Annotated in this window: 20 protein-coding genes; 6 read left to right on the top strand and 14 right to left on the bottom strand. The window is 58.1% G+C overall.

Annotated elements, in window-relative coordinates; genetic code table 11:
- Window positions 1-27 precede the first annotated feature (27 nt).
- The 7 genes from sS8_RS15665 to sS8_RS28185 all read right to left on the bottom strand — a co-directional run bounded on the left by sS8_RS15665 (window position 28) and on the right by sS8_RS28185 (window position 5,175).
- Window positions 28-528 carry a hypothetical protein gene (locus sS8_RS15665; protein WP_119630424.1) on the bottom strand — a complete coding sequence of 167 codons (501 nt, stop codon included), beginning with the start codon at window positions 526-528 and terminating at the stop codon, window positions 28-30.
- Between the two features lie 544 nt (window positions 529-1,072).
- Entirely contained in the window at window positions 1,073-1,687 is a 615-nt protein-coding gene (gene gmk / locus sS8_RS15670) for a guanylate kinase (RefSeq protein WP_119630425.1), read from the bottom strand.
- Between the two features lie 133 nt (window positions 1,688-1,820).
- On the bottom strand, window positions 1,821-2,180 hold the full coding sequence (locus tag sS8_RS15675) for a c-type cytochrome (RefSeq protein WP_119630426.1): 360 nt from the start codon (window positions 2,178-2,180) through the stop codon (window positions 1,821-1,823).
- A 485-nt stretch (window positions 2,181-2,665) separates the two neighbouring features.
- Entirely contained in the window at window positions 2,666-2,890 is a 225-nt protein-coding gene (locus sS8_RS15680; protein ID WP_119630427.1) for a hypothetical protein, read from the bottom strand.
- 443 nt (window positions 2,891-3,333) lie between these two features.
- Complete coding sequence (locus sS8_RS15685) at window positions 3,334-3,945, bottom strand: transposase (RefSeq protein WP_170161107.1); 612 nt, start codon at window positions 3,943-3,945, stop codon at window positions 3,334-3,336.
- Window positions 3,899-4,462, bottom strand: coding sequence for a helix-turn-helix domain-containing protein (locus tag sS8_RS15690; protein ID WP_119630429.1), 564 nt, complete (start codon window positions 4,460-4,462; stop codon window positions 3,899-3,901). The genes sS8_RS15685 and sS8_RS15690 overlap by 47 nt, the downstream gene beginning before the upstream one ends.
- Before the next feature lie 308 nt (window positions 4,463-4,770).
- Entirely contained in the window at window positions 4,771-5,175 is a 405-nt protein-coding gene (locus sS8_RS28185; protein ID WP_119630430.1) for a hypothetical protein, read from the bottom strand.
- Between the two features lie 193 nt (window positions 5,176-5,368).
- Here sS8_RS28185 and sS8_RS15700 point away from each other — a divergent pair, with 193 nt between their 5' ends.
- Together sS8_RS15700 and sS8_RS15705 are read left to right on the top strand one after the other, a co-directional pair.
- Window positions 5,369-6,349 (top strand): alpha/beta hydrolase family protein, encoded by a 981-nt coding sequence (locus sS8_RS15700; protein WP_119630431.1) that lies wholly within the window; start codon window positions 5,369-5,371, stop codon window positions 6,347-6,349.
- 161 nt (window positions 6,350-6,510) lie between these two features.
- Window positions 6,511-6,900, top strand: a complete 390-nt coding sequence (locus sS8_RS15705; protein ID WP_119630432.1) for a hypothetical protein — start codon at window positions 6,511-6,513, stop codon at window positions 6,898-6,900.
- Window positions 6,901-7,420: 520 nt separating this feature from the next.
- Here the strand turns inward: sS8_RS15705 and sS8_RS27690 are convergent.
- From sS8_RS27690 to sS8_RS15715, 3 genes are all read right to left on the bottom strand, one after another.
- The gene (locus tag sS8_RS27690) at window positions 7,421-7,648 is read right to left on the bottom strand and encodes a PIN domain-containing protein (RefSeq protein ID WP_145986556.1); all 228 of its coding nucleotides are present in this window, start codon (window positions 7,646-7,648) and stop codon (window positions 7,421-7,423) included.
- A gap of 29 nt (window positions 7,649-7,677) precedes the next feature.
- Window positions 7,678-7,854, bottom strand: coding sequence for a DUF2281 domain-containing protein (locus sS8_RS28720; protein WP_197716542.1), 177 nt, complete (start codon window positions 7,852-7,854; stop codon window positions 7,678-7,680).
- A gap of 471 nt (window positions 7,855-8,325) precedes the next feature.
- Window positions 8,326-9,195 carry a YicC/YloC family endoribonuclease gene (locus sS8_RS15715; RefSeq protein WP_119630433.1) on the bottom strand — a complete coding sequence of 290 codons (870 nt, stop codon included), beginning with the start codon at window positions 9,193-9,195 and terminating at the stop codon, window positions 8,326-8,328.
- A gap of 71 nt (window positions 9,196-9,266) precedes the next feature.
- On the opposite strand from sS8_RS15715, the gene sS8_RS15720 reads away from it, so the two are divergent.
- The 3 genes from sS8_RS15720 (at window position 9,267) to sS8_RS15730 (ending at window position 11,541) form a co-directional block, all read left to right on the top strand.
- Entirely contained in the window at window positions 9,267-10,193 is a 927-nt protein-coding gene (locus sS8_RS15720; protein ID WP_119630434.1) for a serine/threonine protein kinase, read from the top strand.
- Window positions 10,194-10,472: 279 nt separating this feature from the next.
- Entirely contained in the window at window positions 10,473-10,910 is a 438-nt protein-coding gene (locus sS8_RS15725) for a sigma D regulator (protein ID WP_119632834.1), read from the top strand.
- A gap of 76 nt (window positions 10,911-10,986) precedes the next feature.
- On the top strand, window positions 10,987-11,541 hold the full coding sequence (locus tag sS8_RS15730) for an NUDIX hydrolase (protein ID WP_119630435.1): 555 nt from the start codon (window positions 10,987-10,989) through the stop codon (window positions 11,539-11,541).
- 276 nt (window positions 11,542-11,817) lie between these two features.
- On the opposite strand, the gene sS8_RS15735 is transcribed toward sS8_RS15730, so the two are convergent.
- Window positions 11,818-12,234, bottom strand: coding sequence for a transposase (locus sS8_RS15735; protein ID WP_119630436.1), 417 nt, complete (start codon window positions 12,232-12,234; stop codon window positions 11,818-11,820).
- Complete coding sequence (locus sS8_RS15740) at window positions 12,221-12,784, bottom strand: helix-turn-helix domain-containing protein (protein WP_119628846.1); 564 nt, start codon at window positions 12,782-12,784, stop codon at window positions 12,221-12,223. The genes sS8_RS15735 and sS8_RS15740 overlap by 14 nt, the downstream gene beginning before the upstream one ends.
- Before the next feature lie 54 nt (window positions 12,785-12,838).
- Here sS8_RS15740 and sS8_RS30000 point away from each other — a divergent pair, with 54 nt between their 5' ends.
- Entirely contained in the window at window positions 12,839-13,099 is a 261-nt protein-coding gene (locus sS8_RS30000; protein ID WP_119630437.1) for a type II toxin-antitoxin system RelE family toxin, read from the top strand.
- A gap of 100 nt (window positions 13,100-13,199) precedes the next feature.
- Here the strand turns inward: sS8_RS30000 and sucD are convergent, their stop codons facing one another.
- Both sucD and sucC read right to left on the bottom strand, forming a co-directional pair.
- Window positions 13,200-14,075, bottom strand: coding sequence for a succinate--CoA ligase subunit alpha (sucD, locus tag sS8_RS15750; RefSeq protein WP_119630438.1), 876 nt, complete (start codon window positions 14,073-14,075; stop codon window positions 13,200-13,202).
- Window positions 14,072-15,232 carry an ADP-forming succinate--CoA ligase subunit beta gene (gene sucC / locus sS8_RS15755; protein WP_119630439.1) on the bottom strand — a complete coding sequence of 387 codons (1,161 nt, stop codon included), beginning with the start codon at window positions 15,230-15,232 and terminating at the stop codon, window positions 14,072-14,074. Before sucC ends, sucD begins: the two co-directional genes overlap by 4 nt.
- Window positions 15,233-15,368: the final 136 nt, after the last annotated feature.

The raw sequence follows: 15,368 nt of genomic DNA on the forward strand, positions 1-15,368 counted from the left end.
TGTTCCTGGCGCTGTCACGCGCTCAACTCAGTGGTGATGGTGCGGTTGAGCGCTGTGATCTTGCAGCTCGACGGCTTTGTCCTGAGGCGCGACAACCTCTTCGAGCCGGTCCGGGATCAAGCGGACGTAGGATACGCGGCCGTTCACTTCCTGCCGGCTTCCCAGTTCGAGCCTGCCCGTCACGTTCCAGGTACCCGGTCGGTAGGCAGCGATTCCGGCGGCGCTTTCTTCGGGCAGATGCACGAACAGCGTGGCCGGCGGCAGATAATCGGCAGGCCCGTCGGCCAGTTCGGCCAGGGCGGTTGGCACGGGTGTCAGCATGAAAAGGCCCGGCAACGGCTCTTCTTCCTTGACCATATAGCCCTGCACGGTCACGCGCTTGCCGTTCATCGCCAGCAGCCGGTCGGTCGGCTCCAACCCCTTGGGGCCTACCGGAAGCTTGAAAAACTCATTGAGACCGAGTTGCGGCGCGGGCGCGACCTCGGGCATATGAGTGGCGTGATGTGCGCAGCCCGAGGCGGCAAGCATCACTATCAGTACGGATGCGAAACGGAAAAAGCATCTCGAGTGTATTGGAATTTTCATTCGGCATCGCCCCCCAATCGTTGGAATCCGAGTTCGCGGTGCATCGACCGCACCGAAAAACCTCATTTTTCTTGGTCGAGGAATTTGCCAGATCCGTATGACGATTTTGTGTACCGGGTATTACGAAAACGTTACGGTCTCGTGTCAGGCAAGACCATGAACGGAGGGGGGAAGGACATTGGCGCAAGCCGAGAAATGCGGATACACGGAGATTTCCGACGACGAGGCATGAAATACAGCCCCCTCCGAAAGAATCCGCTAGCTAAAGAATTCCGCGAACCGGCAGTGCAGCCAATGCCGGACGCAGGCGTATCGTTGCAGGACATCGGGAAGAGGTGCTTGTTGTCGCTCCCCTGCAGAAGGGACGACCGCAAGGTATGAACGGAATCGACTTGATCAGCGCTTCCTGAAGGTCGGCCGGATGCCGATCGCAAAACGGTGGCTGCAATGCCTGCGTTGTTTCAATGGCGGTTTATCGCCCAGAACATCAGGCCAACAGGCCGGCAATCAGGTCTTTGCATGCCTCGAACTGCCGCCTGGTCCTGAGCCGGCTGGCGATCACGATGCTGCGAAGCTCTGCGACAGCCCGATCGAAGTCGTCGTTGACGACGAGGTAGTCGTACTCGCTGTAATGAGACATCTCCGAGATGGCATCGCGCATGCGGCGGGCGATGGTATCCGGATCGTCCTGGCCGCGCGCCTTCAGCCGTTCCTCCAGAGTGCGGCGCGAGGGCGGCAGGATGAAGATGGAAATGCTATCGGGCATCAGGGACCGGATTTGGCGAGCGCCCTGCCAGTCGATTTCGAGCAGAACGTCCTGCCCTTCGGACAAAGCCGTTTCTACGGTCGTCCGTGCGGTTCCGTAATAATTGTCGAACACCCTGGCATGCTCCAGAAACCCGTCCGCCGCGATCATCCGTTCGAATTCGGCATGGTCCACGAAAAAATAATCCCTGCCGTGGACTTCGCCCGGACGCTGCGTCCGCGTGGTATGCGACACCGACACCGTGAAACCCTCGAGACTTTCCCGCAAAGCCGTGACCAAACTGGTTTTTCCCGCCCCGGACGGGGCCGAAACGATAAACAGCGTGCCGATACTCATGTGCCTAAGAACGATTCGGAGAGGGTCTTTACGGTCATTCGACGAACGACGGTTTCCTATTCTTGCCGCCGCGTACGGACGAAAAGGCGTTAGCTTAGCACGTCACGCCGCCGAGGTCGTGCGATTCAGCCGTCTACCGCAACGTATAGAGAAAGCTGGCGAGATGCCTGGCATCTTCCGCGGTCACACCCGTGTCCGGCATGGCGGTTAAAGGATCGATAGCGAGCGGATCCTGAATCCAGCGCATCAGATTCTCCGGTGTGTTGGCCAGCACGCCGGCGATGTAGACCCGGTTGGCGATCCCGCTCAAGGGCGGGCCCACCAAGCCGTTCGCGCCCTCGATTCCCGGAATGACATGGCAAGATCCGCAGCCGTAGCGGGAAGCGGCTTCCCGCCCTAGTTCCGGATTTCCGCCGGATACCGCCACGGGATCGCCGTGGCGATCGCATGCAATCAGCAAAGCGGACAAGATCGCGAACCCGACCAAGCGCATAGCCCTATTAGGGATAACCTCTCCTCTTGTTCATATAACGTGGTTTTTGCTGAGACATACCTAATCGGGGAATGTTCCGATCCGGCTTGATAGGGCGATTTGCCAAACATACTTCAGGCTACCCTGGCACAAAAAACTCCCCGCCGGAGCGGGGGAGGAGCCAAGATATCCAAGCGTCCGACATAATTCGTGCGCGCGAGGTTTTCCGCCGAGGAAGTTACTCAGTATTTAGATGATTTCAAATTAGACCGATACATTCCTTTAGCAAATAAGTTTAAATGCGTACGTAAAATCGCTTATTCCCGCACCTAAATCATTGAACAGAGGCAAATAATATTCATCGTGGCCTCATGTCATTCTTGAGACAGATCCATGGCGATAACTTTTTTCTAAACGCTAAAGAAAGGCTGCTTTCGCCATGTCACGGAGCGATGGCAGGAGCAAATTCGCCCGCACCGAAATGCGAGTAGCCCAAGCCAGGCTCTTCAGCCGGGGTCCGAACCGCCCCGGGTCAAGCCGGCACGCCGACGAAACGCGGCCTCGCTTTCCCCTTGGGCTCTTTTGACGTCCAGATCGGGAAAGCATCCCAATTGGCGGGATATGATGCGGCGCAATCCCCCACCGTCATAAATCAACCGAATGATACGCACGGGCGGAGGACGCTCGTCTCGTCCCTCCCGGCCGGCAATAGAGGGTTCAAGTCGGTTCATGTCCGTTGCTCCCAGAAATTTAGATGAAACCACCATAAGCTCCTCTGGCTTTCAATCACATCCAGGCTTATCCATTTCACCCGGGCTTTTGGCTTGTCCTGCCTTCGATCGCGATACGACTCGCCGGACCTTTCAAACCTCGGTTGCGCGCGATTCGGCTTTACGAAATGCCGGGCCGAAAGCGCCGCCCCCGGAAAGCCGAAGGAACATCGGCCCAAATAAAGGCCGGGCCGGTCGGGGTTCCGAGGCTCATAATACTAAACTCTCAAAACGCCCTGCCCAATACTGCAATTATCCTAAGTTGACTATGGTTGCCAGATGATTTCTCCCATCCGTAGCAAATATCGAAATTCGATTATGGAACGCGAAGAAAGCCGAATCGATAGTCCAATTTCGAATCTCCTTTACTCCCTTCTCACTCCAGTTTGGGCCATTTTACTGTTTTATCCTTTGGCAACTTGTAAATATGGCGCAGGAGCTTTTGCATTTGTTCGGGAGTGAAGGGCGGCGCCTGGGCGAGATGGTGACGAACGCGATCCGCCTTTTCCTGGAGCGTGAAGGTGCAGGGTAGATGATAAAGCGTCTCTTGGCGAACCCAATGGATCAGATACTCGGCCGGGTTGAGAGCGGGCGAGTACGGGGGGGGTATGCGGAAACTCCACCGTGGTGGCTTTCAAGTCCGGCCAGTGGGCGAGTTCGGCGATCTCCGACAGCAACTCCCTTGCGGCCACTTCCAGGGCGTGCCGATGGGTGCGGGCATTGTCCAGAATCAGGGTGATCCAATGGCACCCTTGCTGTACGTAGCGCAGCACCGTCAGCACCACGACGAAGACGACATCGCCGGTTTTGCCCTGGGAGCGGAATTGAACCCCGGTGAGCCCCCGGTGCAAATCGACGGTCAGAAAACCATTCAGCCGGGTCCGCTGGCGTTCGTCGCTGGGCACCCTGGGCGCGGTATTCCGCTCGGCCCACGCGTAATGCGTATCCGGCACGGAGCGCAGGGCAAACTCATCCAGCGCCACCCGAGCGCGGTCCGAAGACCTGGCTTCCTCCACCTTTTTTTTCCAGGGCGTCCACGAAGGCCGCCTGTAGCCGCGGTCGAGGCGGCCCATAGTCCCGATGCACCCGCTGGTGGGAAAGCCCGAACTGATCAAACAGTGGGTACAGGCGCCCCAACCCCAGATGAATATTCCACTTGGCGGCGATGAGGGCCTGCGCCCGCCGGGCCGTCCATTGATAGCTGTCCAGGCCATAATCGGCCGGCGTCTTATGCAGCAGGATGTAACGCAAGACTCGCCGTTGCTGGCAGGACAGGGCTTGGGGAACACGTCGCCGCTCCGGGGCCAGCAGCGTCTTAAAGCCCCCATGAAGATACCAATCCAGCCAATGCTCCAGCGTCTTGCGGCGAAGGTGCTGAGTCCGGCACACGTCCGCCAAAGTCTGGCCGTCCCAAACGGCCTTCAAGGCCGTGAGACGACGCCGGGGACGTTGCTCCTTGTGCCGGTAATACTGCTTCTGCCACTCCTCCCGGTCTTGAGGGGCCAACCGTTGGATACGGATTCTTCGGTTCATAACCGCCTCCCTTCCACAAATTGGTCAACTTCTCTCCTCTAAGAATAGCCCTTTTTGGAGCGAGAAGGGAGTAATCGATTGAAGCGTCTTTCATAAAGCGTATGACCATCGAGTCATGGATTTATCCTAACGATTCCCTAGGCAGGAAAGCCTCGTACACCCGGCCGACGACGATACTGAGCCGGGTTATATCGCGGTCCTTCTCGCTCGATCCGGAACTGGTTAGTCTGAAAGCGTTGGAAGAGACAACGGCCGGAATGCCCGCGGCGTTTCTACGCCGGCCAAGCGGTCAACTGCCGATTCCGGGATTATCTATTCGTACCTTCACCCCGCCTGCCTCTGCCCGAACCGGCGCCGTCGGTCGTCCCGCGCAGGCTCTTTCTTTCTTCGCGCAGCTCCCGGTATTGGTTCCGAGATCCCTCACGCTCGTCCGGCGTCATCAGTGATCCACGCCGCCCCTCCTCTTGACTCGGACGCATACCCTCCCGTCCGACTCCCCTGTCCCGCGCACGCTCCCGGGTTTCGCTCCGGGATTCTTGCTGAAAACTTTTCCGCTCCTGCCGAAGGTCCTGGATCTGCTCCTGATATCGTCCTTCCCGCGGTCTATCGAGCTGCCGTTCACCGCTCCCCCCTCTTCCTGCCCAGGCTTGATTAACCGCCAAGGCGGAAATTCCGATCAACAGCGCAAAAACAGCGTTCTCAGGTTTTGCCATTCGCTTTCCCTTTCCCTACTGAAAATTGGTCAATGGTGAATCTCCAAATCATCTGTCGCTCGCTGCGGTATGTTCGGCTACCATGGCTACATCGCTTACGATTCCCGTATCCCGGCCGGGTCGTTTCGACTCGGCCGGTCCGCCTGCGGAGCGACGGCAAACCGAAGTTTAGCACTGACCACCAACCGTGATCATGACCGCAGGAACGCGGCGCAATCCCCGGAGCAAGCTTTACCGAACGTTCGCCATCCTTGACCCGAACCTCGGCCGTGCGATCCGGAAACGCTTGGCTATCCTTTGCCTGGCCCTAGTCCAGTGGCAGCCTGCCGCGGCTCGAATCGCGGGCGTCACCGAAGAACCGGCCGGTCAAATCGGCGGTATCCCCGTCGCGGTCTGGACTTATCCCAGCGATGGTCTGAAAGTCAAAGGATTGCTATTTCTGCCTCGCGGCAGCGACCGACGCCCATTGATTCTCTTTAATCATGACGGCGTTGCGGGCATTACCAAGGAGCACATGCGGGCCTGCGCCCGCCTCGCCCGGACCCGCTTTGCCGTTTTCGCCCCCTCCTATCGCGGAGAGGACGGCTCGGAGGGCACTATCGAAGTGGCGGCGGGCGAAGTACGCGACGTGTTGAATGCACTGCCGCTGCTGAACCGGGTGTCCGGTATCAACGGCCGCAAACTGGCTATGGTCGGTGTCTCTCACGGCGCCCTGATCAGTGTGCTGGCAGCGGCCCGTCATCGCGAGGTCGATGCGGTCGTCACGGCCGACGGTGTCATGGATATTTACGGCTGGTGGCAGCATCTCGGCCAGACCGGAAAGTTGGGCCGCGACCCACTGACCCGGCGAGTCTACGGTAACGGCCCGGAAGACAAACCGCGGGCATTTTCAACCCGTCATGCACTGGATCAGATTCCGAACTTAAACGCGCCGGTATTGATCTTGCAGGGCGGCCGGGACGACATCGTCCCGCCCGAACAAGCGCACCGGCTCAAGGCCGAGTTGGAAAAAGCCCGGCTGCCGGCCACACTGAAAATCTATCCACGGTCGCGGCATGCTTTTCTTGTTTACACGCCTTACCTGGGGGACAGCACGACGCCGCCGGAGCGCATCGAGGCCGAGCAAGCCTGGCAGGATCTGCTGGGATTTCTCAGGAAGCATCTCGGGCCTTGAAAAGGATGGATGCGGATTTTTTCTCCTCCACGCGGGCTTGCGCGAGGGTCGAAAGATCAAAGAACGTTCGACTTATCCTGCTGAAACCGTAATCGCCGATGCGGCGACGGATGGATCATCCGCCGATGACGCAGTGAAGCTGAAACCGAAGGCGTACGAAAATGCTGAAAGTTTTGATGGCGTGGCTCACGATGCTGATCGTCTCCGTGGCAAACGGCGCCTTGCGCGATCTGACTTATGGGCGGTATCTCTCCGATCTGCGCGCCCATCAGGTCTCCACTTTGAGCGGAATGGTCCTTCTGGGTGGAATCATTTGGGCATTCGTACGATTCTGGCCGCCGGACTCCGGCCGCGAGGCCCTTTCCATCGGGCTTTTATGGATGACGCTCACCGTAGCTTTCGAATTCCTGTTCTTCCATTTTGTGGCCGGCCGTCCATGGTCGGAATTGCTCGCCGATTATCGAATTTCGCGCGGACGAGTATGGGTGCTGGTTCTTATCTGGATCGCCATCGCACCGTATGTTTTCTACGCCATCCTCCGGCCGGCTTAGAGCGTTTTTCATGTCGGTGTACGGATTCGTGTCGGGAAGGAAGACGTAGGTCGGCAATCCCTTGCCGACAAAGCCCTTTGCTGAGCCGGTACGTCGGCAAAGGATTGCCGACCTACATATCGGGATCCCTTACACCGAATCGAAAAATGCTCTATGCCGCCGCTTTTGCGGGACAGTCTCAACGCGCGTTGTTTGGTTAATCGAATATCGGCCGTCTCCAGCGCGACTGACCTGTGGACAAAAAGAAACCCGGCCTAAGCCGGGCACAGAAGACCGCTTCTTTGTGATTTTTAGCGGAACCTTCCCCAATTCCGTGCAGTCGCGTTCAGCTTAGCCAAAAATCGGCCGGATGCAAGGGCTGGCCTTATTTCCCGGCCGGAAAAAGGCGGATGTTTGCCGGCGTACATGTCTAACTTCCGCTCTAAGCTCCAAAATCGATCAGCGGCCGAAAGCTGTCGTTATGAACGATCAGCAGTTTCCGGAATTCTGTAGCATTTCAGCAAACTACACGAATATCCCCTTATGGAACAGCAACAGAGGCTCCGGCTATTTTTGACGACATTTGCGGGTCTTTGGCTTCCCTGAACTCCCTGCCACATGCAAATTGACGCCGAAATGCGCAACCCGAAGCTCCTCGCCGCTCGCGTGCGAGTGCCGGGTTTCGAATTCGATCCGTCACGGCACGGTCCAGGCGCGGGTCGCCGGCGATGAACCAGAGGAAAATATGGGTATCCAGCAGCAGGTTCATGACTCGAACGATCTCAGCACGTCTTCGGGCTAAGGCGCGTCAAAATCGTCCGGCACCTGAATTTGGCCGGCGCACAAGCCGAAGGGGCGCGGCTCCTTGGACGGCAAGCTACGTTGCCTCAGAAATTCCGCGAAATCCAGCACTTCGGCCTGCCGCTCCGGCGGCAGCATTCGCAGGGTGGCGATGACTTGCTCTTCGACGCTCACGAGGAATCCTCCAAAACACGTTGCAACAAACCCTCGGTATCCCGTTCCAGGGCGAGAATATCCGCGCGGATCTGCTCCAGGGTACGAAGCGGCTTCGAAGCGTCCGCGGAACACATTGTGGTCCATGAATACCTTTAGGATTTGCTCCATCTCGCGCCGGATGCCGTAGAAGCGGTCATGAATATCGCTGCCGACGCGGTTGAACAGTTCGCGCCGCATCGTCCGAAGCGAAGCGCAAGGGCTTAAAACATTGGGTGGTGCTGACAAGTTGCACCTTGTCTTGGCGAGCTCCGGCCTTGCGGCTCCTCAAACCCCAGACAGAGGTCGCGATATCGGTGTTGTCGAAGATTCGTCCGCTCCGCCGACGATGTTCCAAGTGAAATCGCGAATCCAGTTGAGTCGGGATTGATCCATGTTCGGTCGGTGATCTTATCATCGGCTTTGTCGGGTCTCGTGAAATGGCGTGAAACGCTACTCGATGTTCTGAGCCTGTTCTCTCATCTGTTCGATCAGCACTTTCATCTCGACCGAGGCCTTGGTCGTTTCCGCGTCGGCGGATTTCGAGCCCAGCGTATTGGCTTCGCGGTTCATTTCCTGGAGCAGGAAATCGAGACGACGGCCGACCGGCTCTTTCTGGCTCAGGGCCCGCAGCATCTCGTCGACATGAGCGTCGAGGCGGTCCAGTTCCTCATCCACGTCCAGCTTCTGGGCGAGGTAGACCATTTCCTGCTCCAGCCGCTCGACATCGGGATTAGCCGAAATTTCGGCCAGCCGTGCGACGATTCTCTCCCGAATGGCCCGAAGCACTTCCGGCATACGCGCCCGCACCGCCGACACGTGCTCCTTCAGCTTGAGACAGCGCTCCTTCAGTAACACGGCCAATTGGCGTCCCTCGTTTTCCCGCACGGCTATGGCTTGCTTCAGCACCTCGGCCAAGAGGTCGACAATTTCGGCGGCCAGTTGCTCGCGGTCGGCTTCGGGTTCATGCAGGGCGCCCGGCCATTTCAAGACATCCAGGGCGCTGAAACCGGCCAAGGGCCGATCGCTCAGATCGTACACCTCGCGGGCGGCTGCCAATAGTTTGGCCACCAGTTCGCGGTTCACATGGATGTCGGCTCCGCCTTCGATACTTTTCTTGCAGGACAATACACAGTCCAGGCGTCCCCGGTTGATGAGCGAGCCGATGCGGCTGCGCGCGGCCGGCTCCAGAAAACGGAATGCGTCCGGCAAGCGTAGGGAAAGATCGAGGTAGCGGTGATTCACCGAACGCACCTCCCAGGTGAACAGCCAGTCCTGAATTTCTCGTTCGCCGCTGGCAAAAGCGGTCATGCTGCGGATCATGGAAAATATCTTGCTTTATACTGATTAGGTTAAGAGATCAAAAACCCTGAAATATTAAGCTGAATCTTCCCATGCAGAAACTCTGGCCCAATTCTTCGGACAAGTATCCCAAAGAATTGTACTTTCTGAAATCGGGGACGATCCTCGATCAATACATGATCGAGCGCCCTTTGGCCGGCGGCGGATTCAGTTCGGTCTACCTCGCCCGCCAGCTCGCCGATCAGCACCAGGTCGCCATCAAGGAGTACCTGCCGCGCCGCCTGGCGCACCGCACGCCCGAAAATCATGTCATGCCGAACAGCGAGGAAACTCGCTCGATGTTCTTGCGCGGTCGGCGGCTGTTTCTGGAAGAAGCCAAGGTCCTCACCAAATTCAAGCACCGCAATATCGTCGAGGTGTTGAACTTCTTTCAGGCCAACTCCACGGTCTACCTGGTCATGACTTTCGAGTACGGCAAAATACTCGGCGATTACCTGCTGAAGGAAAAGAAGGGCGGGGTGAGCGATCAGTTCCTGCGCATGGTGTTTCCGGCACTCCTCGATGGCCTCCGAACGATTCACGAAAACGGGCTGCTGCACCTCGATATCAAGCCGCAGAATATTCTGATCCGCTCCGGCGGCGATCCACTCTTGCTGGATTTCGGAGCTTCGCAGCCTTACCCGTACGAGGAACATGCCCGCATCGGCAAGGTTCTGACCAACGGCTTTTCCCCCATCGAACAGTACCAGGACGACGGCGCCATCGGCCCGTGGAGCGACATCTACGCGATCGGCGCAACCATGCGGATGTGCCTGGACGGCATCGCCCCTCCCGCGGCACCGATTCGCGCCGAACGCGACAACCTCATTCCGGCGGTCAAGGCATTCAAACGCCGCTATCCGCAGGATTTGCTGCAGGCCATCGATTTGGCCTTGATCGTCGATCCCTCGCAACGTCCGCAATCGATCGAGGAATTCTCGCGCCTCCTTTCCACGGAAACCCGATCTACCGACTCTTAAGAAAGCTCTGATTAGTCCCCAATTCGGAGAAGCGGCCTGCCGCAACTGATTGATCCAACAGACCATCACCCAACCTTCTCCCAGCGGGAGAGGGCGTATTCAAGGCTTCCTTAAACGACCCGACCTTGTCCCCGGCTCTCCCGTGTTTCGCCACGACGCGCCGGAACCCCGGCACAGCACCTATAGGTGTTCGACTTCGCGTCAGAGGATTGTTCCTCTGCTGAAGATGGCATAATGTATGCCCGCCTTTCTCGAAAAGAAAAATCAGGAATAGTCATGATGAGCGCGACCGTGAACGAACGCAGGCACAACACGAATAGAATGATCGAGGAACTTTTGGAAGAGAGGCGGCAGGTATGGTCTCTGTATTGCACAATCGCTGGAATGAAGCCATTTTCCGTGGATCAGCCGCTGCGGTCGAAGATTCAGGAGTTTTGCCAATTGCTGATCGATTACATTTCCTTGGGACATTTCGGCATTTACCAACGTATCATCGACGGCACCGAGCGCCGGCGGAAAGTGCTCGAAGTAGCGGAAAACATTTACCCTCGCATTGCCGAAACCACCGATGTGGCGGTGGATTTCAACGACAAGTACGAAGCGCTGACTGAGGACGCGGTCGAAGCCCACCTGAAGGATGACTTGTCCAAGCTCGGCGAGGAATTGGCGATGCGCATCGAACTCGAGGATCAATTGATTTCGAGCATGATCGCCTGATGAAAACCCCACAACGGGCGGATTTTTCGTGATCCGGTCACGAAACCCGGCCCCTGCTTAATTCACGATACGGCCGATGAACTATTGCACACACTGCGGCACTTCGCTCAGGAGAGGCATCCCCGAGGGCGATGATCGCCCGCGCCACATCTGCGATGCCTGCGGGACCATCCATTATCAGAACCCGAAGCTGATCGCCGGATGTATTCCGGTGTGGCAGGACCGGATATTGCTGTGCAAGCGCGCCATCGAACCGCGCCTCGGCTACTGGACCCTGCCGGCAGGCTTCATGGAACTCGGCGAAACCCTGCCGGATGCAGCCCGCCGCGAAGCTCGCGAAGAAGCCAACATCGAAGTGGAACTCGACTCGGTGTACACGATTTTCAGCCTGCCCCACATTTCGCAAGTATATGTGTTCTTTCGCGCCCAGATGCTGGAAGAACGCTACTCCGCCGGCTCGGAAACCCTGGAAGCGCGCCTGTTCAGGGAAGACGAAATTCCCTGGACCGAAATTTCCTTTGAAACGGTCTATCGTTCACTGCGTCTATTTTTTGCCGACCGCAAACACGGCGGTTATTCGTTCAGGCTGGAGACCATCATGCCGGATCAGCGCAGAATGATGGGAGATTAAACTTTTTCGGGTTTGATGTAGCGCTCCGAGGTACGACAGTAGGTTGGTAATCTTTTGCCGACGGACGTGGTTAAGCGTTTACTCCCTTCTCATTCCAATTTGGGCCATTTTACTGTTTTATCCTTTGGCAACTTGTAAATATGGCGCAGGAGCTTTGCATTTGTTCGGGAGTGAAGGGCGGCGCCTGGGCGAGATGGTGACGAACGCGATCCGCCTTTTCCTGGAGCGTGAAGGTGCAGGGTAGATGATAAAGAGTCTCTTGGCGAACCCAATGGATCAGATACTCGGCCGGGTTGAGAGCGGGCGAGTACGGGGGGTATGCGGAAACTCCACCGTGGTGGCTTTCAAGTCCGCCCAGTGGGCGAGTTCGGCGATCTCCGACAGCAACTCCCTTGCGGCCACTCCCAGGGCGTACCGATGGGTGCGGGCATTGTCCAGAATCAGGGTGATCCAATGGCACCCTTGCTGTACGTAGCGCAGCACCGTCAGCACCACGACGAAGACGACATCGCCGGTTTTGCCCTGGGAGCGGAATTGAACCCCGGTGAGCCCCCGGTGCAAATCGACGGTCAGAAAACCATTCAGCCGGGTCCGCTGGCGTTCGTCGCTGGGCACCCTGGGCGCGGTATTCCGCTCGGCCCAAGCGTAATGCGTATCCGGAACGGAGCGCAGGGCAAACTCATCCAGCGCCACCCGAGCGCGGTCCGAAGACCTGGCTTCCTCCACCTTTTTTTTCCAGGGCGTCCACGAAGGCCGCCTGTAGCCGCGGTCGAGGCGGCCCATAGTCCCGATGCACCCGCTGGTGGGAAAGCCCGAACTGATCAAACAGTGGGTACAGGCGCCCCAACCCCAGATGAATATTCCACTTGGCGGCGATGAGGGCCTGCGCCCGCCGGGCCGTCCATTGATAGCTGTCCAGGCCATAATCGGCCGGCGTCTTATGCAGCAGGATGTAACGCAAGACTCGCCGTTGCTGGCAGGACAGGGCTTGGGGAACACGTCGCCGCTCCGGGGCCAGCAGCGTCTTAAAGCCCCCATGAAGATACCAATCCAGCCAATGCTCCAGCGTCTTGCGGCGAAGGTGCCGAGTCCGGCACACGTCCGCCAAAGTCTGGCCGTCCCAAACGGCCTTCAAGGCCGTGAGACGACGCCGGGGACGTTGCTCCTTGTGCCGGTAATACTGCTTCTGCCACTCCTCCCGGTCTTGAGGGGCCAACCGTTGGATACGGATTCTTCGGTTCATAACCGCCTCCCTTCCACAAATTGGTCAACTTCTCTCCTCTAAGAATAGCCCTTTTTGGAGCGAGAAGGGAGTAGATTCAGCACGAAAGCGGAGAAGGCATATCAAAAATTGCCAGGCGACATACGAAGCCGAATCGACCAGAAACTTAATTACCTTAGGTTAACTCCCAGAGGCCCAGATACAAAAAAGCTTGTCGGCACCGAAAATGCCTATAGAACAAGAGTTGGAACATATCGTATTGTTTATGAAATTGAAGACGATAAGCTTATAGTATGGATATTAGATGTTGGGCATCGAAGCTCAATATACAAATAATCACGTGAAGCTCATTGCGTTTCAGCTCCCCGCCCATCCTATGCCGAGATTAGGTAACGATATTCCCGACCGGCGGTTAGCCGAATTGCCACGCCTTCCATCAATGCCCGCTCAATAACGCGCTCATCCGCTGCCCCATATCCGAGGGCGTATCGACGACTTCGACCCCCGCCGCCCGCAGGGCCGCGACTTTGCTCTTCCCCGTACCTTTGCCGCCGGTAATGATCGCGCCCGCATGGCCCATGCGCTTTCCGGGCGGCGCCGTGAGACCGGCGATGTAACCGACGACCGGCTTGGTGACGTGCGCCTTGATGTATTCGGCCGCTTCTTCCTCGGCGCTGCCGCCGATTTCCCCGACCAGAATGATGCCCTTGGTTTGATCGTCATGCTGGAATAAAGCCAGGAGGTCGATGAAATCGAGTCCCTTGATGGGATCTCCGCCGATGCCGACGCAAGTGCTCTGGCCGAGCCCGGCCCTGGTGGTTTGATGCACGGCTTCGTAAGTCAGCGTACCCGAGCGGGAAACGATACCTACAGAGCCCTTTTGATGAATGAAGCCCGGCATGATGCCGATCTTGCACTCGCCGGGCGTGATCACGCCGGGGCAGTTGGGACCGATAAGGGCAGCATCGTAATGGGCCAGCGCCGCCTTGACCCTGAGCATATGCAGGACGGGAATGCCCTCGGTGATGCAGACGATCACTTTGATCCCTGCGTCGGCCGCTTCCAAAATGGCATCGGCCGCGAACGGCGGGGGCACGTAAATCATGCTGGCGGTAGCGCCGGTTTCGCGCACCGCCTGCTTCACCGTGTCGAACACCGGCAAATTCAGATGGGTTTGACCGCCGCGCCCCGGCGTCACGCCGCCGACCAGCCGGGTGCCGTATTCCAGGCACTGCTCAGAATGAAAAGTGGCCTGTTTGCCGGTGAATCCCTGGCAAATGACCTTGGTGTTCTTGTCGACGAGTATGCTCATCGTGCAGCCTCCACAGCCTTCTTCGCCGCTTCGTCCAAATCCGACGCGGTCATCAGCGCCAAGCCGGACTTATCGAGCAAGCGCCGGCCCTCTTCGGCATTGGTTCCTTCAAGCCTGACCACCACCGGTATTCGGACGTGCACCTCCTTGACGGCCGAGATAATACCCTCGGCGATCAGGTTACAACGCACGATGCCGCCGAAGATGTTCACCAGAACGGCTTTCACGTTAGCATCGGACAAGATCAGTTTGAACGCCTCGGCAACCTTCTCCGCCGTGGTTCCGCCGCCCACGTCCAGGAAATTGGCCGGCTCGCCACCGTAAAGCTTGATGACGTCCATGGTCGCCATGGCCAGACCCGCACCGTTCACCATGCAGCCGATATTGCCGTCCAGCGTGACATAGCTGAGCCCATGCCGGCGGGCTGCGGATTCCTTGGCATCTTCCTGGGCCGGGTCGCGGAGTTCCGCCAAATCGGTGTGGGCGAACAGGGCGTTGTCGTCGATGTTGATTTTGGCGTCCAGGACCAGCAGCGCGCCATCTTCCGTCACCACCAGCGGATTGATCTCGATCTGGCTCAAATCCTTGTCCAGAAACAGCCGGTACATGCCGCTCACAATCTTGGTCAGGGCATTGACCTGCTCCCCCCGGAGCCCCAGGCCAAAGCCGATTTCCCGGCACTGGTAGGCTTGAAGCCCTGCCGCCGGATCGACCGTCAGGCTCAGAATTTGCTCCGGATGCTGCGCGGCGACTTCTTCGATTTCCATTCCGCCGGCAGCGGAGGCCAAAAACAGTACCCTGGCACTGGCCCGGTCCACTACCACGCTCAGGTAAAGCTCCCGGGCGATCGGGCGGACTTCCTCGACCAGAACGGCATTGACCGGCAATCCGGCGCTGCCGGTCTGCGCCGTAACCAGGCGCGAACCCAGCAATTGACCCGCCGCGGTTCCGACTGCGTCGACGCTGTCGACCAGCTTGACGCCGCCCGCCTTACCCCGTCCCCCGGCATGGACTTGGGCTTTCACCACCCACCGCTCGCCTCCCAGAGAGGTTGCCGCTTCGGCCGCTTCTCGCTCGGAAAAAGCAGGTTTGCCGCGGGGGACCGGCAAGCCGTAAGACGCGAACAACTGTTTCGCCTGATACTCATGTAGGTTCATCGGACACTCCGTTTAGCACTCGCGCCGGGCATCAACCGCAAAATCGATGCTACTCTTAATGGCTACGGATATTTTAATAGACCCGCTCCGAAACCGCACTGCGACCATGCCACGACACTACGTACCGGCCATCACA

The sequence above is a fragment of the Methylocaldum marinum genome (assembly GCF_003584645.1).
GTDB classification, from domain to species: domain Bacteria; phylum Pseudomonadota; class Gammaproteobacteria; order Methylococcales; family Methylococcaceae; genus Methylocaldum; species Methylocaldum marinum.